This is a genomic window from Hwanghaeella sp. LZ110 (assembly GCF_048892525.1).
Lineage (GTDB): Bacteria > Pseudomonadota > Alphaproteobacteria > UBA8366 > Aestuariispiraceae > Pacificispira.
This window is the reverse complement of the sequence record NZ_JBLZHT010000006.1, coordinates 254,599-278,203: the sequence shown is the minus strand read 5'-3', so window position 1 is coordinate 278,203 and position 23,605 is coordinate 254,599. Positions and strand designations below refer to the sequence as shown.

The window sequence follows — 23,605 nt, the reverse complement described above, 5'->3', positions numbered from 1 at the left end:
CAAACCATGGTTCCATTGATGGTGCTGATCGCCTATGGCTTGCTGGGCCTGCCCTTGGCGGCAGCGACATTGCCGCTGTATGTGCATATCCCGAATTATTACGCCGTTGATCTCGGTCTGGGCCTCGCTGCAGTGGGTGGTGCAATGTTCCTGATGCGAATCTGGGATGTGGTGACGGATCCGTTGATTGGCATTCTGTCGGACCGCATTGGGGGGCGATATGGTCGTCGACGTTGGTGGGTCGGCATGGGTATTCCCGTCGCCATGCTGGGAGGATGGATGATCTTTCGCCCACCGCTGGGCGCGGATATCACGTATCTGGTCGTGGCCGGACTTGTTCTGCATCTGGGTTGGACCATGGTCATGTTGCCTTATCAGGCCTGGGGGGCGGAACTCAGCCGTGATTATAACACCCGCAACCGCATCGCGGCGGCCCGAGAGATGTTCGTGATTGCAGGAACATTGGTTGCGGGGGGATTGGTTGCTATGGCGGCGTCTCCAGCGGATCGGGGGCATGCCTTGGGCATTGTGGGATTGTTTCTGGCAATCGGATTGCCGCTGTCAGCGATACCGCTGTTTTGGAAAGTTCCTGATCCTCAGATTGCTGCGGTTACAGCGAAAGTCTCTTGGCGACAGGGCTTATCGGTGATGGTTGGAAACCGCCCCTTTCGCAGGCTTCTGCTGGCCTGGGTCCTGAATGGGATCGCCAATGGATTGCCCGCGACACTGTTTTTACTATTCGTAGAGAATATTGTTGGCGCGCCTCAGCAATCCGGTTTGTTTCTTTTGACGTATTTCTTAGTAGCCGTTGTTGGCATGCCGGTATGGCTGTGGATAGCGCGAAAATTTGGCAAGCATCGGACCTGGTGTATTGCCATGATCTGGGCCTGTGGCTGGTTTGCCTTGGCGCCTTTGATTGGGGTGGGTGACGGCGGTTTGTATCTGGCGCTGTGCATCGGCACTGGTTTCGCCCTGGGTGCGGATTTGGCGCTGCCCCCGTCAATGCAGGCGGATGTGGTGGATGTTGATACTGCTGCCCTGACCAAGGCCGGGGGCGGGGCCGCGCGTACAGGGGTCTATTTCGCCCTGTGGGGCATGGCGACGAAATTGTCGCTGGCCCTGGCAGTGGGCATCGCATTCCCCCTGCTGGACTGGGCAGGGTTTCAGGCCAACAGCCTGGAAACCAGTGGGGAGACGGCGTTGGTTCTGCTGTACGGATTTGTGCCGATTGTGTTCAAGGCGGGGGCCATAGCGGTCATGTGGCACTTCCCACTGAGCCTGAATGATCAGGAGGCGCTGAAGGCGCGGATAGAGGGTGTTGGGTGATATGAAACAGATTTTGACGGGCGCGCTGATCCTGGCGCTGACACTGTTAATGGGATGCAGCACTATGAAAATAACTGATTTTGAGGACAAGACACCGAAATTTATCCTGGAAGAGTATTTCGAGGGCAAGACCGAAGCGTCTGGAATTTTCTATGACCGCTTCGGGGACATCCGCAGGCAATTTGTTGTGTCGATCACGGGTAAGGTAGAGGGTGACAAACTGTATCTGCAGGAAGACTTTGTTTATGACGATGGTGAAACCGAACAGCGCATTTGGACCCTGACCCGCACCGGGCCGACGACCTATGAAGGCACCGCAGCGGGTGTTGTCGGGATTGCAAAGGGTCAGATCGCCGGGAATGCATTCCAGTGGACCTATACCTATGATCTGAAAATGAAGGAGCGCACGCTGCGTGTCACATTCGATGACTGGATGTTCTTACAGCCCAACGGGGTGGTCATGAATCGCGCCACGGTCTCCAAATGGGGGATAGAGCTTGGCACCGTTGTCATATCGTTCAGCCGGATGGACGAAAAGACACCCAAATCCCTGGCAATGGATCACGCCGCCGAATAGATTTCAGACCCGGATCATCGCCTGTATGCGCCGGATGATCCACCCAATCACGGGCAGTTTCGCATAAAGCTGTGCGCCGCTGTCCCAATGGTCATGATGGGCCTTAACGCGGCCGTCTTCGGCAATGTGAATCTCGCTCATTCCTTCAAATTGCCAGGTGTCCTTTCTGCCTTTCGGAATGCAGGAAAAGGACCAGCGGATGTAACCCGCCCGGTCAGAGGCGGTGATGTCATGCACGGCGAAGCTGGGCGCATGGGACCGCTCAAGCATATCTTCCAGAATGGCTGCCAAAGCGGGTTTTCCACGCACATCGTTGAACGGATCGGTGAAGTGGATATCCTCTGTCGCCAGGGCCAACAGGGCCGGCAGCCCGCCTGGCATGGGGGCGGCGAAGGCCGTCGCCCAGCGTTCGGTAATTGTATGCAGGTGTTGTGATTGCGTCATTGGCCCGTCGCTTTTCGGATCAGCCCAAAGTACCATTTTGCGGGCAAAAGCTGCAAGAATTTCAATTGCCAGACAAAACGGCGCGGGAAGGATATCTCGAACCGGTCGCTCATCAATCCCGCCCAGATCCGACTGGCGGCATCCTCTGGCTCCATCAGATACGGCATCGGAAAATCATTCTTGTCGGTCAGCGGCGTGCGCACGAAACCGGGACAGATTACCTGGACCTTCACGCCCTTGGGATCGATCTCACAGGCCAGGGACTCGGCCATAGCAATGGTTCCCGCCTTACTGGCGCAATACGCCCCGGCGCGGGGTAATCCGCGGAATCCGGCAACGCTGGCCGTCAGGGCAATCTGCCCAGCACCCCGGGGCAGAAACCGCTTCAGCAACGGGTCCAATCCATTCGCCATGCCGGTCATGTTCAGGGCATAGATTTTCGCGACTTCCTGGGCGTCAAAGGCACTGGCGGGCATATCCGCATGGGTTCCCGCATTCAGAACGGCAATCGTAATGGGTCCGTGATCGTGTTCAATTGCCTCAACAACAGCGGTCGTCGCCTGCGGGTCAAGGACATCCAATGGATAGGCGTGAATTTTGCCCGGATGCTCATTCACCACTGCCGCCAGCTTATCTTCAGATCTGGCGCTGATTGCGACTTTCCATCCCTGATTGGCAGCATGGCGCGCCAGATGGGCACCGATCCCCATGCTGGCCCCGGTGATCCAGATCAGTCCCGGCTCCCTGTTGCTCATCCTGCTCCTTCCCGGCGCGCTGATGCGTACGCGTACATTGTATGCGTCACTATGGTAACGAGTCAGGCTTTAAGGTTCAAACGAGCTGATAATCAAACTCATCCCCTTTGAAGGGGAAGCTCAACTTCGTCCATTGGTTCTTTCGATCATACCACAGGTTTAATTCAATATCGCCGCTGATGGCAAATCCCTGGGCTTCGACCATGCCTGCGGCGGTCCTGACAGTCTGCCATCCCTGAGGCTTGACGGTGACCGCCATGAGCCGCCCTTTCTGGGTATCCAGTAATTGGTTACAATGAACGGTCTTCTCATTCCAGTACGTGGTGGGCAGTACCGTCAGGTCATCGATGTCGTAATCCTGGTCGTGATCCCGCGTTACCCGAATGACCGATTGATTCCGCACGGCTTGAACGGCATAGGGCGTTCCGTCATCGTCGGTCCTGGAGGCAAAGGATTTAAAGGATCCGTCTTCCCAGATTTCGGTGTTCTGATGGCAATACCGGTACAGGACCAGCGGCCCAATCCCGACTTCCAAAAGAATGTCGATTCGGGCTGTCGTGCGGTTGCCATCCTGTTGCAGATCAATCTTGTGATGACCGATCGCGGATCCATTGCGGAAGACATCGAAATCAAGCTCACCATCTCGCGGGCTGAACTCGGCCTCAGACAGGCTGGCCCGGGAAATACCGGAAAACGGAGCCATCAATGCGATGCTGGCTGCACCCATAATCACATGGCGGCGGGTGTGATGCATTCTAAGAGCCCTTTTATATGTTTTTTACCCTACCATCGGTACGGTTGATGGGCACTTTTGGATCAGATCAACAGTAAGTATTGGCACCAGTCACGGATGTTTCACGGTCGAGTCACGGTGTGGAAATCCTGTTCCAATATCTTAGACACAGTGCCCAGTCATCGTTTCACGCGATCCGCCATGGGCTGCATCTTACCCAATCTTAATTGATAAGGAATTGATCTGCTATGACGCTTACCCGTGAACAGGCGATGGAATTCGCTGAAGACAAGCCCAGCAACCCGTCAGACAACGAAACCTTTGGCAGCATCAGTCAGCGGCGCTATTCCCGTCGGGGTGTCCTGAAAGGGGCCTTGATGACCGGAACCGCGCTTGCAATTGCAGGCCTGTCCCGGCCCGGTCAGGCATCGATGGATGCCAGTTTCGCCTTCGATGAAATCAGCCATGGTGTCGATGAGACGCACCATGTCGCACCCGGTTATGATGCAGATATTCTGTTGCGCTGGGGTGATGCCCTGTTTCCGGATTCCCCGGCTTTCGACCCTGCCAATCAGACAGAAGCGTCTCAGTTGCGCCAATTTGGCTATAATAATGATTTCATTGGCATGATCCCGGTCAGCGATGATCGCGCGGTTCTGTGCGTCAATCATGAATACACCAATGAAGAACTGATGTTCCCTGGTCTTGGCGATCAGGAAAAGAAAGATTTCGCCGATATGACTGAGGCTCTGGTGAAGGTGGAAATGGCCGCCCATGGTGGCACGGTCGTTGAAGTGACGCGCGATGCCAATGGCAAATGGAAGGCGGACACGAACGGTAAAATGAACCGTCGCATCACTGCCAGCACCCCAATGCGCCTGTCTGGACCGGCTGCCGGTCATGCAAGGGTCCAGACCAAGGCCGATCCCAATGGCACGACCGTTCTGGGCACGATCAACAATTGTGCCGGCGGCATCACGCCCTGGGGTACCTATCTGATGGCGGAAGAGAATTTCAACGGATATTTCTGGGGCAAGGACGCCCTGGACGCCCATCCGGAAGCAGCCGCCCTGAAACGCTATGGCGCACCGGGTCAGTGGTATGCCTGGGGTAAATTCGACACCCGCTTTGACATCACGAAAGAGCCTAATGAAGTGAACCGCTTTGGCTGGGTGGTTGAAGTGGATGTCATGGACCCGACCTCAACGCCGGTAAAGCGCACGGCTTTGGGCCGGTTTAAACACGAAGGGGCGGAAACCATCGTTAATAAGGATGGCCGTCTGGTTGTCTATATGGGTGATGATCAACGCTTCGATTACCTCTATAAATTCGTCACCAAGGGCACGGTCAATATGCAGGACCATGCGGCCAATAAAGACTTGCTGGACGAAGGGACCCTGTATGTTGCGAAATTTGATGATCAAGGCGGTGTGACCTGGATGCCTTTGATCCATGGCCAGGGACCGCTGACGGCGGAGAACGGCTTCAAGGATCAGGGCGATGTCCTGATCTCCACCCGTCTTGCAGCAGATGCCCTGGGCGCAACCAAAATGGACCGGCCCGAAGATGTTCAGGCCAATCCGAAAACCGGTCATGTCTATGTCATGCTGACGAACAATTCCAAGCGCAAGGCCGATCAGGTGGATGGCCCGAACCCGCGCGCGGAAAACAGCTTTGGTCAGATTGTGGAACTGACACCGCCGGATATGGACCATGCCGCGACGATGGCGAAATGGTCCTTGTTGGTCGTCTGTGGGGATCCGGCAAAGCCAGACGTGAATGCACAGTGGAATTCACAGACCACGGAAAATGGCTGGTTCGCCTCCCCGGATAACTGCACCGTGGACCCGGATGGGCGTTTGTGGATCTCGACCGATCAGGGCAGTGCATGGGCGAAATCCGGCACGGCTGATGGGATCTGGGCACTGGAAACCGAGGGCGCCTTGCGGGGTACGGGCAAAATGTTCTTCCGCGTGCCAATTGGTGCGGAAATGTGCGGCCCCTGCTTCAGTGAAGATGGCGCAACGCTCTTCGTCGCGGTTCAGCATCCGGCATCCGACGGTGTGAAGAACTATACCGGGTTTGAACGGGAATCGACTTTCGAAGATCCGGCCACGCGCTGGCCCGACTTCAAAGACGGCATGCCCCCGCGCCCGTCTGTCGTGATGATCACAAAACAGGGCGGCGGCAAGATCGGCGTCTGAGGGTTGTCCTAAAGATTAGCACGTCGCAGGGTTGGGTTGGCGCGCAGGCGGTCTCTAAGCAAGTCTGCCGCCACCCGCAGCTTTGCAGAGGTGCGGTGCCCCTCCCCATGCAGGATATGGATGGGCAGGCTGGGGGCGGCAAAGGCTTCCAACACAGGGACAACCGCACCGGAGTCCAGGGCCAGGGCCACCTGATAGGATAACAACCGCCCAATCCCCCTGCCGGCACGGACCAGATCAAGGACGGCCTGATTGTCATTGACCGTCATTCTCGGTGTCACCCGAACGGTAAGGCGGTCTCCTTCTTTCTGAAACGGCCAGTTTGCGGCATTTTCGATATTGCCCGCCTGAAGGATGGAATGGCTTGTCAGGTCTGATGGCACTGCCGGGGTGCCATGCCGGGCCAGATAGTCCGGCGCGGCGAAGACAACCGGCCGGACCGCACCGACCCGAATGGCGCTTAGCGAGGAGTCTTCCGGTACCCCGATCCGGATGGCAATATCTAGGCCTTCTTCCGCAAGATTGACGACACGATCCAGCAGTAATGCCTGCACACGCATCTCTGGATACAGATCCAGCATTTCCGCAAGAATTGGGGTGATATAGTATCGGCCAAACAGAACCGGTGCGGTGATCCGCAACAATCCGCGGGGTCTGCCATGGCTGCCGGTCACGGAGGCTTCGGCGTCGCGCAGGTCTGACAGGACGCGGCGGGCATCGTGCAAAAACCGTTCTCCGGATTCACTCAAGCGAACCTGCCGCGTTGTGCGCAGGAATAGAGTTACGCCCAACCGGGCTTCTAATTGCGCAATAATGCGTGTTACGGCGGGCGGCGATTGCCCCAGTCTTTGCGCTGCCCCATTAAAGGCACCGGTTTCCGCCACTGCGATAAAGGTCTCAAGCGCCTGGAACCGGTCCATTTATTATTCCAAAATTCTGAATTAATAAGTAAAATAATATGAATTAATTGCATTTAAAACAATGGTTATCTTGGTTGTAGCGAAAACCCAATCGGAAAGAAGCAATCATGAGCGACCATTATGCAAAACTTACCTTCACCCCTGCTGTTCAGGCTGAGCAGGTGCGCCACGGCAGCCGGTCTGCCTATGCCAATCGCGGCACAAGAGAGTCTGAGCCGGATGTCTTTGATGCAGATGCGACGGCCTTCATTCAGGCACGGGACAGCTTTTACATGGCCAGCGTGTCGGAAACCGGATGGCCCTATGTCCAGCATCGGGGTGGGCCTGTTGGTTTCTTAAAGGTGCTGTCGCCAACAACCATGGGCTTTGCTGATTTTCGCGGCAATCGACAGTATATCAGTGCCGGAAATCTGAAGCAGGATGACCGTGTCAGCTTGATCCTGGTGGATTATCCCAGGCGGGCGCGGCTGAAAATTATGGGCCATGCCCGTGTGACCGAAGACCCAGAAATTCTGACGGCCCTCTCTATGCCGGATTACAAGGCCAAGGTTGAACAGGCCTTCCTGATCGATCTCGCTGCCCTGGAATGGAACTGTCCGCAACATATCACGCCGCGCTTTACCAATGCGGAAATCCAGCAAGCGGTAGCGCCATTGCATATGCGCATCGCAGAGCTGGAGGCGGAACTGGCACGGCGGGGGTAGGGTTATTCCGCCGCGCTCTGGGTCGTCAGCATGGTTGGGCTGGGCAGATAGTCTTCGATATTGACCGGGTCCACCTGGCTGGGGTCCAGGAATTCATCGGCATAGGTTTTCCAGACGCCAGAGCGCAGGAACAGGTCGAACAGATCTGCATCGATATGCTGGTCCTTGCACATGAATTTCATGATCTTCAGGGATTCGCTGACCGTCTTGGCCTTTTTATAGGGACGGTCGGCGGCCGTCAGGGCCTCAAAGATATCGGCAATCGCCATAATGCGCGCGGGGATCGACATATCCGCCTTGGTCAACCCTTTGGGATAGCCCGTACCGTCCATCTTTTCGTGGTGACCGCCCGCATATTCCGGAACCCGACGCATCTTCTTCGGGAAAGGCAGTTGTTCCAGCATCTTGATGGTCACGACGATATGGTCGTTGATTTTCTCACGCTCTTCCGCCGTCAGGGTTCCGCGCCGGATCGACAGATTGGTCAATTCGCCCAAATTATAATTGCCGGTCTTGTGCTCCGGCAGATCCCCGATCAGGGGTTCTTGGGCCGGGGCAGGCGGTGGCGGGTTCTTTGCCACCAGCATGGCCTCTGGCGGGCTCAACCCAATCCCTTTGTCGAAATAGCGGGTCCAGCGTCGTTGCCCGATCTCTTTCAGGCGCTCAATATCGGCATCGTCCATGAATTCCCCACCAACATTTGCATTGGCGACGAAAGCATATTCTTCCTGCAGCTTATCCACAGCGAATTGAAAATCCCGGTCACAGGTATCGGGGTCTTCTCCGTCCAGCTTCCGTTTCAGGCATTCGATTTCCGCATCCCGATGCATCACCTCAAAACGGGTGCGAACCTCGTGAATGCGGTTATAGATCGTCTCCAGCTTGGACGCCTTATCGACGACATATTCCGGCGTCGTGACCTTCCCGCAATCGTGCAGCCAGGCCGCGATATGCAATTCATACCATTCGTCCTCGTCCAGGTCGAAACCGGCGAAGATCCCTTCTTCGGATTCGCAGGCGGCTTTGGCCAGCAGTTTGGTGATCTCTGGAACACGCTGACAATGACCACCGGTATAGGGTGACTTGTCATCGATCGAGGCCGCGATCATCTCAATCAGGGAATTCCACAGCGCCCGCTGTTGCTGGATCAGCATTTGATTTTCCAGCGCCACTGCTGCCTGGCTGGTCAGTGCCTCGATCATCGGCTGAAGCGAGGTTTCAAAGGCGATGGTGTTGCTGGTCTGGTCCCGTGCATTGATCAATTGCAACACGCCAATCACTTCGCGCTGCGTATTGATCATGGGGACTGTCAGGAAGGATTTCGACCGATAGCCCGTTGTCTCATCGAATTTCTTGGTGCCGGAAAAATCGTATTCCTGGGCCTCATAGGCATCCACGATATTGCTGGCCACGGCCTGATGATACACAGCCGATGCAACATTGTTCATATTTTTGGATGAATCGGGCCGATACAAAGGCACGGGAGGAAATGGAATTTTCTTTCCCGTCGTACCGCCCATGGAAATGTTCAGCGTGTCATTGCGCATAATCTGAAACGACAGGCCGGTTTCGTCGTCGGTTACCAGATACAGCGTTCCGCCATCGGCGTTATAGATATTCTTGGCTTCCAAAAGAATCATTTCCATCAGGCGGTCATGATCTTTTTCAGACGACAGCGCGATCCCAAGCTCCACCAGACGATGGATCATCTTTTCGCCCGCACGGCGTCCAAACCGGTCTTCGCGCCGGTCGTCTTCTTTTAAATCGATGTCAGCGTCAGAATTATGTTCCATGGGAACGTATTTTTAACCCATACCGGCTTCAGTTGCTGTTTCACGCAGCAACTTTGTGATTATTGGAATAACGAATGCAGTTTATCACAGCATCGCGACTTGTATATCGCAACCTTGGAAAACATTTCCAGGGGTTATTTGCTGGTTGCGATATAAACGCCATCCCAGTTCGCCGGCGGGGGATTTTGGCGGTATTCGTCGATGCGTTCCTGATAAATCGCGTAAAATCCATCCATCTGGCCGGATAATTTTCCGGTCAGCGCCTTTAGCAGGGATTCAGCCTGATCCCATTCCTGCGCGCGAAAGGCGGAAAGCAGCGTTTCATGGTGCCGGGCATGATCCAGAAACTCCTGCGACTGTCTGAGGTCGCTGCGCCCGATGCAGGTTGCGATCGTCACCGCCTCGGACTTGCCCTTCACCGCTATTCGATCCAGTTCCAGTGTTGCGAAATCATCCGCAACAGCGTGCCATGTGTCGGTGCCCAGAACGATGCCCACGCCATAGCTTTTCGACTGACCCTCCAGCCGAGAGGCCAGATTGACGGCATCCCCCAGAACGGAATAGTCAAAGCGCTGGTCCGAGCCCATATTCCCGACCACGCAATCCCCGGTATTGACCCCAATCCCGATATTCAACGGCAGGAAGGGGTCGCCCGCCGCCTGTGCTTCTGCCTCACGCTCTTTGTTCAATGCTTCCAGGGCTTCAAACATCGATAATGCGGATTCGCAGGCGTCCTTAGGGTGATTCGGCACATCCAATGGGGCATTCCAGAACGCCATGATACAATCGCCCATATATTTATCAATCGTGCCGCGTCGATCCAGAATGCAGTCCGTCAATGGGGTCAGGAAGCGATTGATCAGCAAGGTCAACCCCTGGGGATTGCCCTTAAAGCTTTCTGAAATCGTTGTGAAACCGCGAACATCACAAAACAGGAAGGTCAGTGTCTTTGTTTCACCGCCCAGTTTCAGGCGTTCCGGCTGTTCTGCCAATTGCTGCACCAGATCCGGGGAAAGATAATGCGCAAAAGCGCCGCGAATCTGGCGTCGCTGAGATTCTTCCCGAACGAACAGTATTACGGTTCCTGCCAGATAAATTGCCAGCGTCGCGCCGCTGGGAAACACAGGATCGAACAGCTGTAGATGCTGGGTGAACATCATCCAGGCAAAACCAAAGGCCCCCATGACGCAGATCCCGCCAAACAGCGCGGATTTGGCCGCACCCAATCGGGGCATCGCGATGATCAACAGCAGACCCAGGATCAGAATAAAACCCAACTCAAAATAAAACGCCGTGCCGGGGCGTTCCAGAAAATGATCGCTGATGACCTGTTCGGCGATTTCAGCATGAATCTCCACCCCTGGATATTGCGAGGCCAAGGCGGTTGCGCGCAAATCCAGCAGGCCCGCTGCCGTGGCGCCCACAAAGACGATGGCTCCCTGGACAAGGGTGGGATCAAAGGTGCCGTCTAACACGGATTTTGCTGAGATAAACCGTTCTTGCCGGTGGCCGGTGGAATGCAACCAGATTCGCCCAAAAGGATCGGTTGGGATGGTTTTTGCGCCGATCTGGATATTGGCCAGACCATTCACATTGCCCTGTTCCAACAGGGACGCTGTGCTGTCGGTTCCCGCCGCCCGGACGATCATGGTTTTAACCCCCTGAACCGTGCGGAAAGCTTCCGCGACCAGCGAGGGGTATAGCAGCGTGTCGCTCCCATTTTTGGGATCTAACTGGAAAATCACGGGCACGCGGCGAACCAGGCCGTCCTGTTCCAGGCGCATGCTGAAGCTGCCATTGCCAGATGCGGCCTTCTCAAAGATCGGCAGATTGGTGACAGCGCCCGTATATACGGGTTTCAGGAAGCGCCGCACGTCGCCCGCATTCAGTCCCTTGGTCGCAAAGGTTCCATCGAAATCCGGTGTGCGGGGCAGGCGTTCATCCTGGCTGAGCACGAATCCCAGAACCACAGGGTTCAATGCCTCCAGATACTGGGCAAAGGCAGCATCGAAGTCTGGCAGGTTCTTAATCCGCTCCATCAGGTCGTCTGCGCCTTCAAGAACAGACCATTCCTTTACGGCATTCGGCGGGGAAATGCGGTCTGGTTCCGAAAACACAATATCAAAGGCGACAACCGCCGCGCCGGCCTGGCGCAGATTCAGAACCATCTGGGCAATTGTTAGGCGCGACCACGGCCATTGACCCTGGGCGGCCAGGCTGTCCTCATCAATGTCGATAATCCGGACGGGAATATCGGCGTCTGGATTGTAATCTCTCGGATAGGCGCGCATCAATTCGTCAAATACCGCGAATTGCAGCCCCTCCAGCCAATTGGGCTCTGACGCACGCACAAAAAGGGCACCGATCAACAGTAGAAGCGGTGCCCAGAAATGTGCTTTTTTCCCAAACCAGGTCATGGTCGGCTTTCAGATTAGAAAAGAGTGATTGTGATACAAAATCACATGCCGGCGCTGAGCGTCGCGCTGCCTGTTCCGGTTCCACCATTATGGCTGACCGAAAGTTCCAGTGAATTCGTTCCGGTAAATGTGACACCGCCGGTGCAACTGCCGCAGGTTCCGGTATTGTTGTTGGATCCGATGGCGAAGCTGGAGGTCAAGTCGTTCACGGACACACCGCTTCCGGAATTCAGGATAACGGTCCCAATATTTGTCGACCCCTGTGTCAGGTTGCCTGTCTGAATATCCACGGTGCGGGCGGAAAAATTGATATTGGTGCTGAAGCTGCCGATTATCGCGCCGGTCAGGTCGCCTGAACCGCTGACACTGCTTTCCCCGGAAAATGCCGCAGCGATATCGGCATAGGTGAAACCCCGACTGTTGCCGGCCAGATCATTAGTATTGGCGACATCCTGAGACTGGCTTGTATTGGTGGTGGTGGTGCTGATTGTGTTTACCTGCTTGAAGGAGGTGTCATTCGATACGTTGGATTGGGACTGAGCATTCTCGGTACCGCCGCTTTCCGTATTGGTATCCGTGGTATTGGATTGATCACCAGAAGAATCATTGCCGCTATTGGAATTAGAACTCTGATTGCCACCCCGTGCTGTCAGGCCAGCGCTGATCTGTTGCAGGGCGCCAGGTGGGGCGATGAAAAACACAGGGGGTTGCCCCGGGGTTGCCAGAACGGCACCGCCCGGTCGATTTAGATCTACAGATCCATTGGGAGAGGAAAAGGTGAAGGACCCGATCGGCGCACCGGTCTGGGTCAGTGGCCCCGGTCCGGAAAGGGCTGCAAAGACCACCGGTTGCGGGTTACCGGATGTATCTTGGGCACCTTGATTCTGTTGTTCCATCTCCTGCGGGAAAATTTCAGTTGCCTCTTCCACGGTCAGGATGGCCACATCGCCAAGGGTCCCGCGAATCCCAATGGTGCCGACCGGCAATTTGATCGTCATGTTCTGGGGATTGCCAGACGATACATTCCCCGTCACGAACCGCATCACCCCCTTGGTCATGTTGGCAGCAAGAGAGCCCTGTCCGGTCGCGGGGTCATAGACAAAAGTATCGATGGAAATTTCACTTTCCGGACCGATGGTGAAGACGGTTTCATCCAACAGCATGATCTGCATGCCGGAGTCCGGCCCTGATGTGACGGCATCGTTCAGAAAGATCGGCTCGCCACTGTCGATTTGCCGCCCGACCGCATCGACGCGCGCAACACTGACTTGACCTTGCACCGCCGCGGAAACGCCGGCCTGAACCAGGTCTTGCGAAACGGCTGGACCGAAGGGCAGAAGGACCAGCGCGGCGACGGCGCAAATCTGTGCGGTAAGAGGGCGTGTCGCATATGTCATCGGGCCGATCCCTTCCTCAAAAATCAAAGGCGCGAGACAGCAGGAGCTGGATGCGCTTATTTTCGGTCTGGTAGTTTGTGATATTGGAACGCTGATAGCGATATTCCCCGGTCAGAGAGATCGTCGTCTCTTCGGCAAAAGACAGAAATTCCGCGTTTTCCGTGCGCTGTTCCTGTATCCAGTCCGACCCGATCAATTCTGATAGGGGCATCCCATAGGTCATGCGAACACGAAAGGGCTGTTCCAGCCGATGAACCCCGTTCTGTACCAAGGGGTCCGGGTGTTTGTATTGTCTTGTGCCCAGCATCACGCTGCTGACCAGAAACTTCCCGTTTTCCAGGATCCAGGTATGGTTCGCCTCAACATTTTGATAGGAATATGAGAAGGTCTTCGCCCCATTATTTCCGCTATCGGCGGCACCGCTCTTATATTGAGACTGTGCGACCAGGGAGACATAGTGATCCGGGAATAAAAGCGTTCCAACCCCCAGCTCCACATCGGATTTCTTGCCGCTGCGCAGGGTTAAGGTCTGGAAATCAGGCGTGTTGTGATAGTTTTCATCCTGACCGGAGACCAGAAACCAGGTGTCCAGCAGGGCGGCGTCCGGGTCGGGCAGACGAATCTTGTGATCCAGCCTCAGTTCAACACCTTTTGAGGTATAAAACTTGTTCCAGCCGATGCGCATATTGGACAGGAAAACCCGGGGCGCGATGGTGATGCTTGGATAGCGCCAGCGGAATCCCAGATCTGTGTTCAGGGCCTGAATATCCAGCTTGTTCTGTTCTGACAGCGTGTCCCCATACAGATCGACGCCGCCAAAGAATTCATGCTGGTTCTGAAGGCCGGGATCATGGGTGAAGTCGTATCCCAATATTGTCAGTAACCCGATATCGCCGTTTGGGCGATCCCGCTCCAGGGCAATCGGACTGCGTGCGCCAAAGGCCATCAGGCTTTCCGAAACCGGTGCTGCATTACGATTGGTATCGGCATAAACGCCGACACTGACCCGCACGGATTGTTTGGTTGCCTGTTGTTGCTGTTGAATGTCGGCAAGGTAGGTATTCACCTGTTGGCGCACATCGTCCGGCAGATCCGCTTCTGCGACAGTTTGAAATTCTCGTTCGGCACCGGCCATATTGTCCAGGCGATACAGAATGATGGCATATAACAGCCGAACATTCAGCGCCTCTGGTGCGATCAGCAGAACCCGCTCCAGCGTGGCGAGCGCGCCCTTCACATTGCCGTCCTGAATCTGTTTGCGCGCATAACAGACATTCAAGGCGGTGTCGTCAGGATTGGACAGGACATCTGCAAAAGTGACCGGCGGGCAGTTTGGATCATTCATCGCTGAAATAGCGGCGCTGGTCGCTTGCCTGACGTCATTTAAGGCTGGCGTGCCTTGCTGAGCCTCATCGATTTGCTGATCCAGAGAGTTTTGTGCGACCTGCTGGGCGCTGGCCATTCCTGAAGGAATAGCCCAGGCGATGGAGGTCACAACAATCGAAAGAATAAAAGAATGCCGACAGTCCATTTCACGAACTTCCTTAGTCCAATTATATGCAGCTGATACCGCCCCCGCCATCCAAACAAAAATATAACTTAATGCTGATACTTTAGCATAAATGCATATTCGTTTTTCAATAAAAGTGACCGTTAACCACTATCTTTCGTAAAGTTGCGGGTTATTGTTGCCGGTTTGCAACGGAAAATCGTCTCTGTCTGCCTCTCTGCGTTTTGTCAGGCTTGATTGCTGTCCCTTGTGCGCCCTTACAGCAGATTGATTCGCATATTTTCCCGGGCGATGATCGCGCCGGACCAGGTTTCGCGCGCCTTGATTTCCAAGGCCTCCATAAAGGCATCATCATGGGTGGGATCGTGATGGAAAATCGCCAGCATTCGGACATTTGCGGCACGGCACAGTCGGATGCCTTCTTCCCATGTGGAATGGCCCCAGCCCACCTTTTCCGGAAATTCCTCCTCCGTATAAGTGCTGTCATAGATTACCAGATCCGCCCCCTCGATCAGGGCCAGGACATTTTCGTCCGGCTTGCCGGGCACATGTTCCGTGTCGGTCACGTAACACATCGCCTTGCCGCGATGTTCAATGCGATAGCCGGTTGCGCCATTGGGGTGGTTCAGGGGCATTGTTTTTACGCGGACATTTTCTGATAAATCGAAGACATCGCCTGCCTTGAAATCCGAAAACGTCAATTTGCCGCGCATCGCTTCCAGGGGGACAGGAAAAAACGGCTGCGCCATTTGCCCCGACAGAACCTTCCGAATGCCGCCCTGATCTTCTTCAACATGCCCGGCCATGATCTCAAAAGACCGGTCCGGCAGAAAGGCGGGCGTGAAAAAGGGGAAACCATTGATATGATCCCAATGGGTATGGGACAGCATCAGGTGGGCGTGCTTCACATCTTTTTTCAGCATCCATTGACCCAGCGAACGGATACCCGTTCCCGCATCGAATATGATGTGCTCCCCCCCGGCGGAGACTTCAATACAACTGGTGTTGCCCCCAAAGCCGATATGGCGTGGCGACGGGCAGGCAATAGACCCGCGCACTCCCCAGAACTTTACCTTAAACGCCATTGATCATACCTCTCAATTCTCCCACTAACTATCCTGAACCGGTTCCTCTATCAGCATAAAGGCTCATTTAAATAAAAAGTATATACAATTTTAAACAAACCGCACGGCTTTAGGGTCTTATGGATGAAGTCTGAGTGATATGCGCTCGTTCTGTTGCTGGTTCGCGACGATGGGATTCTTGGCGACATCCAGATTCGGGACTTTGGGTTGGGTGTCGGCAAAGCCGGTTGCTGTCAGCCATTTTGGTTCAACGCCCAGATCAATAAGTTCGCGCACAATGCGGGCTGCCTGACTGGCGGAAAGCTCCCAATTGGTTGGATAGATGGACCCTGACGGTGGGGTTCTGTTGGATGTGTGCCCTTCCACATCGACCTTAAAGATATCATAGGGCGGTTGGCGCAATTGTTCCCGAATGGCCTCCAGTACCGGGATCGCACCCTCATCCAGCTCCGTCGTACCATCTTTGAAAAAGGAGCCGCTGGAGAAATCAATGACCACCCCCTGATTATCAAATCCAACATTGATCGCATTGGGTGGAAACGGGCTGACTTCCGCCAATTCAAAATTCAACGATGCTTCCAGGTCGAATAACGGGGTATCTCCGCCGCCCGCACCGATCTTATCGGCAATTCCGGCCTTCACCTCATCAAACATGGGAAGATCGACTTTCGAGAAGGAAACCAGCATCACGAAAAACGCCATAAGCAGGGTGATGGCATCCGCATATGTGACCAGCCAATCCTCGACCTCGTCGGGCGCTTCCCCGGCGGGAGGTTTGCGCTTTTTAGCCATATCACCCCTCCCTTGCCTTGTTATTTCGCCTGCTTATCAATGTCAAAACGTATGTTGGGGTCCAGGAAACTATTCATTCGATCTGCAATATATCTTGGTGAGCGGCGTTCGGCGAGCATCACAAGGCCTTCTGTAATCAATTCGTGTCGAAAGCGTTGTATCTGTTGGCGCTGGGTCAATTTGGATGCGGCGGGAATCAGGATTAATCGGGCAAATAACACGCCGTATAGGGTCGTATTCAAGGCGACGGCCAGACCGATCCCCAGATCTTTCGGATCGGCGCCCAGGCTGGACAGCATAATGATCAAGCCAACCAATGTGCCGATCATGCCAAAGGCCGGTGCCGTCGCGCCCATGCCTTTCAGAATGTTGGCGGGAACCAGATTCCGCTCAAAAGTCTTATCGGCGGTAATTTCCAGGGTTTCGCGCAATTCTTCCCCGGTATAGCCACTGAGCAGATTTTCGACCCCGAAGCTCAGGAATTCATCCCCCTGCACTTTCTTGACTTCAGCCTCCAGACCGATCAGCCCCTTCTGCTGCGCCAGATACCCCCATTGGATCAAGCGCCCGACATCCTGATTCAGGACATTCCGTCCGGCCCGATAGACTGCAAACATGCTAAAAATGCTGCGCAGGGCCAGCATGACATAGCGGTATTCCTGTCCCAGAAAGGTCGCCGCCAACGTGCCACCGATGACCATGACAAAGCTGAAAGGGTCAACGAATATCAGATAATTGTTCGTCTGCGATACGATCGCGAAGATGAACAGCCCAAAGGCCAACAGAAAGGCAATAAGCGTATTAAGTGACATCTGCCGTGAACGCCCCCCGCAAAACCCTTTTACAGCCCCATGACTTTCTGGGCTGTCTTGCCCGTGTTAATCATGTATCAGTATGCGCGATTCGGCCCCTGTCATCCGCAACTGAATGGGCGAGTATGGGTGACTTCGCGGTAAAAGCCAATAAATCTGCCCCATAATTGATACCAGGAGCCTTGTGCCCGTGCGCCCCAGACGAAAAAGCACTAAGAGTCGCGTTGTTGCACCGCCCGTTACTGTCACGATTGATAGCATCGGTGCACGGGGTGACGGTGTGGCTCAGGGCCCATCGGGCCCGCTGTTTATACCGGGCACGGCGCCCGGGGATACGGTTGTCGCGGCACCCGGCGAAAAGCGGGGCGACGGCTGGGCGGCAAAGATGCTAGACCTTATTACGCCCGGTCCGGACCGCGTTGATCCCGTCTGTCAGCATGCCGCGACATGTGGTGGCTGTTCATTGCAGCATTTAGATCTGAGCGCGATTGCGCGCATCAAGCGCGGCCATCTGGTGGAGGCCTTAAGTCGCCGTGGGATCAGTGAAGATCTGGTTGCACAGACGCGCGAAGTGCCCCCGGGGACGCGGCGGCGCTTGCGTTTGACAATTGTGCGTCCGGGCGGAAGGGCCATGATCGGGTTTAACGTCCGGGGCACAAGCCGCCTGATCGATATCCAGGAATGCCCGGTTGCGCGCCCGGAAATCGTCGCCCTGTTACCGGCCTTGCGAGACCTCGCCACCTCCATGAACAGTCTCGGAAAGGGCGGGGATATTCAGGTCACGCTCAGCGATACCGGGTTTGACCTGATGTTTATTCCGGCCCGCCCGTCCGACCCGGACCTGGCCGAACGGCAGCGGCTGGTCAGCTTTGCAGAGAAACATGATATCGCGCGGATTGCCTGGGAATCGGATGGATTTGCAGAACCCGTCGCAGCAAGGCGGCCCGCCCGCCTGATCATCGCCGGTGTGCCGGTCGATCTGCCCATCGGGGCGTTTCTGCAGCCCAGCCGTGAGGGGGAGGCGATCCTGGTCGATCTGGTGCGCGCCGGATTACCGCCAGACGCTAAAATCATTGCCGACCTGTATGCAGGATGCGGCAGTCTGTCCTTGCCGCTGGCCGTGGGTGGGGCAAATGTCTTCGCCGCTGAGGGGGAATCAGCCCCCGTCGACGCCCTGCGACGGGCGGCAGCGGGCCTGCGTGTCCAGGCGGAATGTCGGGATCTGGCCAAACATCCCCTGACCGAACAGGAACTGGCGCGTTACGATGCGGTTATTTTTGATCCGCCTCGTGCAGGCGCAGCGGCCCAGGCAGAGCGACTGGCCTGGAGCACTGTTAAGACAATCGTTGCGGTATCCTGCAATCCGGCAACCCTGGCGCGGGATCTTGGCGTGTTAATGGATGGCGGCTATGAGGTGCAGCAGGTCACCCCGGTCGATCAGTTCACCTGGTCATCGCATTTAGAAGCCGTGGCTGTTTTAACGCGGTAGAGCAACATTCAGGAGTTCATGCGGCCGCATGATGCTCACAGAATAAAATACAGCAGGACGGGCAGGGCGACGAAGCTCATCACGGTGGAGACGACCACCAGGCCTGCCACTTCGGCCGGGCTGTTGTTGTAATACTGTGCGAACAGGTAATTGAACACCGCGACAGGCATGGTGCACATAATCAGCATCACCCCGGCTTGAACGCCGTGCAGGTCAAAGCCCCAGACCATGGCCAGACCGATGATCAACCCCCCGCCGATGCGAATTACCGACAGGATGATCGCGCGGCCCAGATTGCCAACCGTCAGGCGCGCCAGCGATACCCCCAACAGCAACAGCATGATTGGGATCGTAAACTGACCAATCAGGGAAATTGTATTGTCCAGCCACAGGGGCAGTTGTGTTTCCGTGCCCAGCAACAGCCCCGCCAGCAGGATTGCATAGATATGGGGTGTCGTCGCCACGCGCTTCCAGGAGATATTGCCTGCCGCAATCGACGACCCGATGGTGAATTGAATGACGGATGAAACCGTGAAAAAGCCAACACCCAGCGCCAGACCGACATCACCATAGGCAAACAGGCACAGCGAAAGCCCCATATTCCCGGTATTGGGCAACATCAGGGCGGGAAGAAACGGGGGCAAGGGCAGGCGCATCAGTTTCAGGGCGATGAACCCCAAAGCAAAGGCGGAAAAATGCACCAGCACCGCCATCCCGGCAAATTGCGACACCTCCATCAGGGAAATATCTGATTTTATCAGGGCGGAGAAAACCAGACACGGACTGCCGATAAAGACCACGATCGGGGTGAACTGGTCACTGTCCAGGGTGCGCCCGGCCTTGACCCAGATATACCCGACGGCAGCGGTCAGAAAGACCGGTGCCAGAACCGCGATAAGGTTTTCGATCATGGTGCCCCGCCCTTATGCCCCCAGCGTTTTCGCAACCAGGGCTTTCACATCCGCTTCCGGGCGCGCGCCATAGTGGGAAATCACTTCTGCTGCCAGGATCCCGCCAATCCGGGCGCATTTCGCCAGATCATACCCTTGTGTATAGCCATACAGGAATCCTGCGGCATATTGATCGCCAGCGCCTGTCGTATCCACGACCTTGGCGACCGATTCTGCGGGAACAACATGCATATCGTCCCCAGACAGGATCACAGACCCTTTTTCAGATCGGGTCAGGCAGGCAATCTTGCAATCCTGCTTTGCGGTCTTCAGCGCGGTATCGAAATCATCCGTCTGATATAGGGAACAAATCTCCTGCTCATTGGCGAACAGAATATCGACATGATTGCGCACCAGATCCAGAAAGGCATCACGGTGACGGTCAACGCAGAAACCATCGCTTAAGCTCAAGGAAACCTCGCGCCCCGCGGCATGGGCGGCTTTGGCCGCTGCAATGAAGGCGGCTTTGGCAGCATCGCGATCAAACAGATATCCTTCCAGATACAAAACCCGGGCGGCCTGGATCGCAGAAACGGATACGTCGTCTGGAGCGAAATTTGATGCCGCCCCCAAATAGGTCACCATGGTGCGCTGTGCATCGGGTGTCACCAACACCAGGCATTTACCGGTCCCCATGTCGCCAGGGGCTGCGGCTGTTGGGAAATCCACGCCCATCGCGGTCATATCATGGCGAAAAACAGCACCGAACTGATCGTCACAGACCTTGCCGATATAGGCCCCCACGCCGCCCAGTGCGGCAAAGCCAGCCATGGTATTGCCGCAAGACCCGCCGGATTTTTCAACTCCGGCTGGCAGGGTGTCATAAAGACTGTCAGAATCGGCGCGTTCCACCAGGGACATACCGCCCTTGGGAAGTCCGGCGCGTGTCAGCGCTGCGTCATCGACCTCGACCAAAACATCAACAAGGGCGTTTCCGATACCGATAACATCGTAGCGCATTTCTGACATATCAAAACTCTCCTAAAGAAAATAAGGTATTGCCCGGAAGGGTCAGGAAGAACTTAGTGATCGCGTGATACCTCCATCAACAGCATTGTGCAACGGTACGCAGGAAAGTCGCGTTAAAATCTAGCCCATTGACGTGTGATGTATTCTGATAAAGATATCTGTAACCGGTTCGTGTGGTAAGGATTGAGTGCTATGGCTCAAAATTTTGAGCGCCTGAGCGTCATGATCGTCGATGATAATGTGTCGATGCGTCATTTGCTGAAGGAAATACTGTTGGCTTTTGGCATCGTGCGTATTGCGGAATGCAGCGATGGGAAAGAAGCATTGATGCATCTGAAAAGTTTCCATGCAGATGCGATCTTTGCCGATTGGATGATGGAACCGATGAGCGGCCTGGAACTGGCGAAGACCATTCGGACGGACTCGGACCGCCCGTATATACCCATCATAATGCTGACAGGCCATACAGAGCGGCATCGTGTTGAAGAGGCCCGCGATGCAGGAATAACGGAATTTTTGGCAAAACCAATTTCCGCCAATTCTGTTTATCAACGCCTTCAGGAAATTGTTAAGCGACCCCGAAGCTTTGTTAAGGCGCCGGGTTTTGCCGGCCCGGACCGTCGACGTCGGCCGCCTGTCGGGGACGGCTCCCTGAAACGTCGGGCGTCAGATATCGAAGGTAAGGACGCGACCTCAGCCGACAGCAAGCCCCCGGGTGGTGCGAAAAAGCCTTAAACTCAAGAGCCAACGTTCATGACCGATTGCACGATCAGGAAAATCCCGGCGGACAACAGCGCCGACGCAGGAACCGTGATCAACCAGGCGGCAATAATGGTCAGGAAATGGGACCGTCGCACCAGTTTGCGATGGGCAATCTCCTCCGGCACCATCCGGGGCAGGGATTTGGCCCCGCGACGCTCTGCGCCTGCCCAGGCAGCATCGGTTTGTAAACGACGCTCCGCCTTGCGGATCACCCGCTGGCGGCTGGTATAGAATTCCCGAAAGAAGCCGACACCGAAGACGGCGCCGACCGCGATATGCGTGGAACTGACCGGCAGGCCCAGCCAGGAGGCAAGGATCACCGTGATCGCGGCGGACAAGGCGACACAGAAGGCGCGCATCGGGTTCATCTTGGTAATGCGCGCGCCAACCATGCGGATCAGTTTCGGCCCATACAGAAACAACCCCAAACTGATTCCAAAGGCACCGATCAGCATGACCCAGATCGGCACGGTGACCGTCGCGGCGATCTTCCCGTCTTGCAGGCTGTGCAGGATCGCCGCCAGCGGGCCAATGGCATTGGCGACATCGTTTGCACCATGGGCAAAGGACAGCAGCGCCGCAGAACAGATCAGCGGGAAGCGAAATAAGGCACGCAAGGACTGATTGCGGTTTTCCATGCCCCTGGATTGACGGCGGATTATAGGGTTCATTACCGCCCAACAGATCAGGAAAACCACGCCTGACAGGGTCAGAATAACCAGACCGCTGGGTTTCCAGATATGGGATAATCCCTTTAGCACCAGATATCCGAAAAACGATCCAGCCATGATGGCGACCAGAAGCGGGATCCAACGACGCGCCGCTGCGATCTTGTCATCATGATAGATCACATAGACCTTAATGAAGGCTAGAAACAGGGCTGCAATCACGCCGCCCAATATGGGCGAAATAACCCAACTGGCAGCAATCGCCCCCAGGGTTCCCCATTGAATCAGGGAAATACCAACCGCCGCTATGCCTGCCCCCATGACGCCCCCGACCACGGCATGGGTCGTTGATACCGGTGCCCCGATCCAGGTCGCCAGATTAACCCAAATTGCAGCCGCCATCAGGGATGACATCATCGCCCATATGAATGTCTGTGGCTCTGAAACCTGGGTCGGGTCGATTATGCCTTTGGCGATCGTCGAAACGACATCGCCCCCAGCCAGCAGGGCACCGGCGCTTTCGCAAATGGCTGCGATCACCAGGGCCCATACCAGTGTCATGGCGCGCGCACCAACTGCCGGGCCGACATTATTGGCAACGTCATTCGCGCCAATATTCAGCGCCATATAGGCCCCCAGAATGGCGGCAAAGACGATCAGTGTCGCATTATTGCCGAAACCGGATATGACCAGAGCCAGCAAGCCTGAAAACCCCAGAAACAACAGCGCCAGCGACGGGGCCGTCAGGCGTCCTGACAGAGACCGTGCAGCGGCCTCGACATGGACGATCTTTTCCAGGTCTTTATCCAGGGATTGTTTTAAAGGGTCCATGGCACCGTGGGAAAAGTCCGCTGGGCAGACTGTAGTAAATGACACAATCCGGCATCGTCGACCTGACCGGCAGCTTCTGACAGGGTGCACCAGCGCATTTGCCGATCGCCACGTTCTTTCCATTCCAGCCGATGTTCGATCACGTGTAACGGATAAACCAGGACGGAACAGCGCACTTCATAGCCCTTGGACATGCGCTTCTGATAGTCGAAATGCCCAAAGGGTTCCGCCGAAACAGGTCCGATCACGCCGGCCTCTTCCTCCGCTTCGCGTGCGGCGGCGTCTGAATAGGACAGGCCTTTGACCGGCCATCCTTTTGGCAGAATCCAGCGTCCCCGCTCCCGCGAGGTTATCAAAAGAATTTGCGTCTGCCCGCCTACGGAAACATAGGGCAGGGCCGCGATCTGTTGCACTGATGCTGGCTGAATGAACACAGGCTTCTTCAAATCAGGGGGCGTTGTCACAAA

General features: G+C 55.6%; 21 protein-coding genes. 6 read left to right on the top strand and 15 right to left on the bottom strand.

Features of this window, described 5'->3' with window-relative positions; translation table 11 throughout:
• Positions 1-6: 6 nt before the first annotated feature.
• Both ACOSDM_RS14440 and ACOSDM_RS14435 read left to right on the top strand, forming a co-directional pair.
• A complete protein-coding gene (locus tag ACOSDM_RS14440) occupies positions 7-1,326 on the top strand; it encodes an MFS transporter (RefSeq protein ID WP_420725240.1) in 1,320 nt (439 codons plus the stop codon).
• Position 1,327: 1 nt separating this feature from the next.
• Positions 1,328-1,903, top strand: coding sequence for a DUF3833 domain-containing protein (locus ACOSDM_RS14435; protein ID WP_420725239.1), 576 nt, complete (start codon positions 1,328-1,330; stop codon positions 1,901-1,903).
• A 3-nt stretch (positions 1,904-1,906) separates the two neighbouring features.
• On the opposite strand, the gene ACOSDM_RS14430 is transcribed toward ACOSDM_RS14435, so the two are convergent.
• The 3 genes from ACOSDM_RS14430 to ACOSDM_RS14420 form a co-directional block, all read right to left on the bottom strand.
• Positions 1,907-2,347, bottom strand: a complete 441-nt coding sequence (locus ACOSDM_RS14430) for a nuclear transport factor 2 family protein (RefSeq protein ID WP_420725238.1) — start codon at positions 2,345-2,347, stop codon at positions 1,907-1,909.
• Positions 2,344-3,102 (bottom strand): SDR family NAD(P)-dependent oxidoreductase, encoded by a 759-nt coding sequence (locus ACOSDM_RS14425; protein ID WP_420725237.1) that lies wholly within the window; start codon positions 3,100-3,102, stop codon positions 2,344-2,346. The genes ACOSDM_RS14430 and ACOSDM_RS14425 overlap by 4 nt, the downstream gene beginning before the upstream one ends.
• 76 nt (positions 3,103-3,178) lie before the next feature.
• On the bottom strand, positions 3,179-3,856 hold the full coding sequence (locus tag ACOSDM_RS14420) for a DUF6134 family protein (RefSeq protein ID WP_420725236.1): 678 nt from the start codon (positions 3,854-3,856) through the stop codon (positions 3,179-3,181).
• A gap of 227 nt (positions 3,857-4,083) precedes the next feature.
• On the opposite strand from ACOSDM_RS14420, the gene ACOSDM_RS14415 reads away from it, so the two are divergent.
• Positions 4,084-6,039, top strand: a complete 1,956-nt coding sequence (locus ACOSDM_RS14415; protein WP_420725235.1) for a PhoX family protein — start codon at positions 4,084-4,086, stop codon at positions 6,037-6,039.
• Positions 6,040-6,047: 8 nt separating this feature from the next.
• On the opposite strand, the gene ACOSDM_RS14410 is transcribed toward ACOSDM_RS14415, so the two are convergent.
• Entirely contained in the window at positions 6,048-6,959 is a 912-nt protein-coding gene (locus tag ACOSDM_RS14410) for a LysR family transcriptional regulator (RefSeq protein WP_420725234.1), read from the bottom strand.
• 107 nt (positions 6,960-7,066) lie between these two features.
• On the opposite strand from ACOSDM_RS14410, the gene ACOSDM_RS14405 reads away from it, so the two are divergent.
• Positions 7,067-7,663, top strand: a complete 597-nt coding sequence (locus ACOSDM_RS14405; protein WP_420725233.1) for a pyridoxamine 5'-phosphate oxidase family protein — start codon at positions 7,067-7,069, stop codon at positions 7,661-7,663.
• 2 nt (positions 7,664-7,665) lie between these two features.
• Here the strand turns inward: ACOSDM_RS14405 and ACOSDM_RS14400 are convergent, their stop codons facing one another.
• The 7 genes from ACOSDM_RS14400 to ACOSDM_RS14370 all read right to left on the bottom strand — a co-directional run bounded on the left by ACOSDM_RS14400 (position 7,666) and on the right by ACOSDM_RS14370 (position 17,469).
• A complete protein-coding gene (locus ACOSDM_RS14400; RefSeq protein WP_420725232.1) occupies positions 7,666-9,456 on the bottom strand; it encodes an HD domain-containing phosphohydrolase in 1,791 nt (596 codons plus the stop codon).
• A 134-nt stretch (positions 9,457-9,590) separates the two neighbouring features.
• Positions 9,591-11,873 (bottom strand): CHASE2 domain-containing protein, encoded by a 2,283-nt coding sequence (locus ACOSDM_RS14395; protein ID WP_420725231.1) that lies wholly within the window; start codon positions 11,871-11,873, stop codon positions 9,591-9,593.
• A gap of 41 nt (positions 11,874-11,914) precedes the next feature.
• Positions 11,915-13,270, bottom strand: a complete 1,356-nt coding sequence (locus tag ACOSDM_RS14390; RefSeq protein ID WP_420725230.1) for a FecR family protein — start codon at positions 13,268-13,270, stop codon at positions 11,915-11,917.
• A gap of 16 nt (positions 13,271-13,286) precedes the next feature.
• Complete coding sequence (locus tag ACOSDM_RS14385) at positions 13,287-14,801, bottom strand: tetratricopeptide repeat protein (RefSeq protein WP_420725229.1); 1,515 nt, start codon at positions 14,799-14,801, stop codon at positions 13,287-13,289.
• A 236-nt stretch (positions 14,802-15,037) separates the two neighbouring features.
• Complete coding sequence (locus ACOSDM_RS14380; protein ID WP_420725228.1) at positions 15,038-15,865, bottom strand: MBL fold metallo-hydrolase; 828 nt, start codon at positions 15,863-15,865, stop codon at positions 15,038-15,040.
• Positions 15,866-15,982: 117 nt separating this feature from the next.
• Entirely contained in the window at positions 15,983-16,657 is a 675-nt protein-coding gene (locus ACOSDM_RS14375; protein WP_420725227.1) for an OmpA/MotB family protein, read from the bottom strand.
• A gap of 20 nt (positions 16,658-16,677) precedes the next feature.
• Positions 16,678-17,469, bottom strand: a complete 792-nt coding sequence (locus tag ACOSDM_RS14370; protein ID WP_420725226.1) for a motility protein A — start codon at positions 17,467-17,469, stop codon at positions 16,678-16,680.
• 190 nt (positions 17,470-17,659) lie between these two features.
• On the opposite strand from ACOSDM_RS14370, the gene ACOSDM_RS14365 reads away from it, so the two are divergent.
• On the top strand, positions 17,660-18,958 hold the full coding sequence (locus ACOSDM_RS14365) for a class I SAM-dependent RNA methyltransferase (RefSeq protein ID WP_420725225.1): 1,299 nt from the start codon (positions 17,660-17,662) through the stop codon (positions 18,956-18,958).
• 35 nt (positions 18,959-18,993) lie between these two features.
• On the opposite strand, the gene ACOSDM_RS14360 is transcribed toward ACOSDM_RS14365, so the two are convergent.
• Both ACOSDM_RS14360 and ACOSDM_RS14355 read right to left on the bottom strand, forming a co-directional pair.
• On the bottom strand, positions 18,994-19,869 hold the full coding sequence (locus ACOSDM_RS14360; protein WP_420725224.1) for an AEC family transporter: 876 nt from the start codon (positions 19,867-19,869) through the stop codon (positions 18,994-18,996).
• Positions 19,870-19,881: 12 nt separating this feature from the next.
• Entirely contained in the window at positions 19,882-20,877 is a 996-nt protein-coding gene (locus ACOSDM_RS14355) for an adenosine kinase (protein WP_420725223.1), read from the bottom strand.
• A gap of 192 nt (positions 20,878-21,069) precedes the next feature.
• Between ACOSDM_RS14355 and ACOSDM_RS14350 the strand changes: the two genes are divergently transcribed.
• The gene (locus ACOSDM_RS14350; RefSeq protein WP_420725222.1) at positions 21,070-21,612 is read left to right on the top strand and encodes a response regulator; all 543 of its coding nucleotides are present in this window, start codon (positions 21,070-21,072) and stop codon (positions 21,610-21,612) included.
• A gap of 2 nt (positions 21,613-21,614) precedes the next feature.
• Here the strand turns inward: ACOSDM_RS14350 and ACOSDM_RS14345 are convergent, their stop codons facing one another.
• Both ACOSDM_RS14345 and ACOSDM_RS14340 read right to left on the bottom strand, forming a co-directional pair.
• Entirely contained in the window at positions 21,615-23,138 is a 1,524-nt protein-coding gene (locus ACOSDM_RS14345) for an inorganic phosphate transporter (RefSeq protein WP_420725221.1), read from the bottom strand.
• Entirely contained in the window at positions 23,126-23,602 is a 477-nt protein-coding gene (locus ACOSDM_RS14340; RefSeq protein WP_420725220.1) for an NUDIX hydrolase, read from the bottom strand. Before ACOSDM_RS14340 ends, ACOSDM_RS14345 begins: the two co-directional genes overlap by 13 nt.
• Positions 23,603-23,605: the final 3 nt, after the last annotated feature.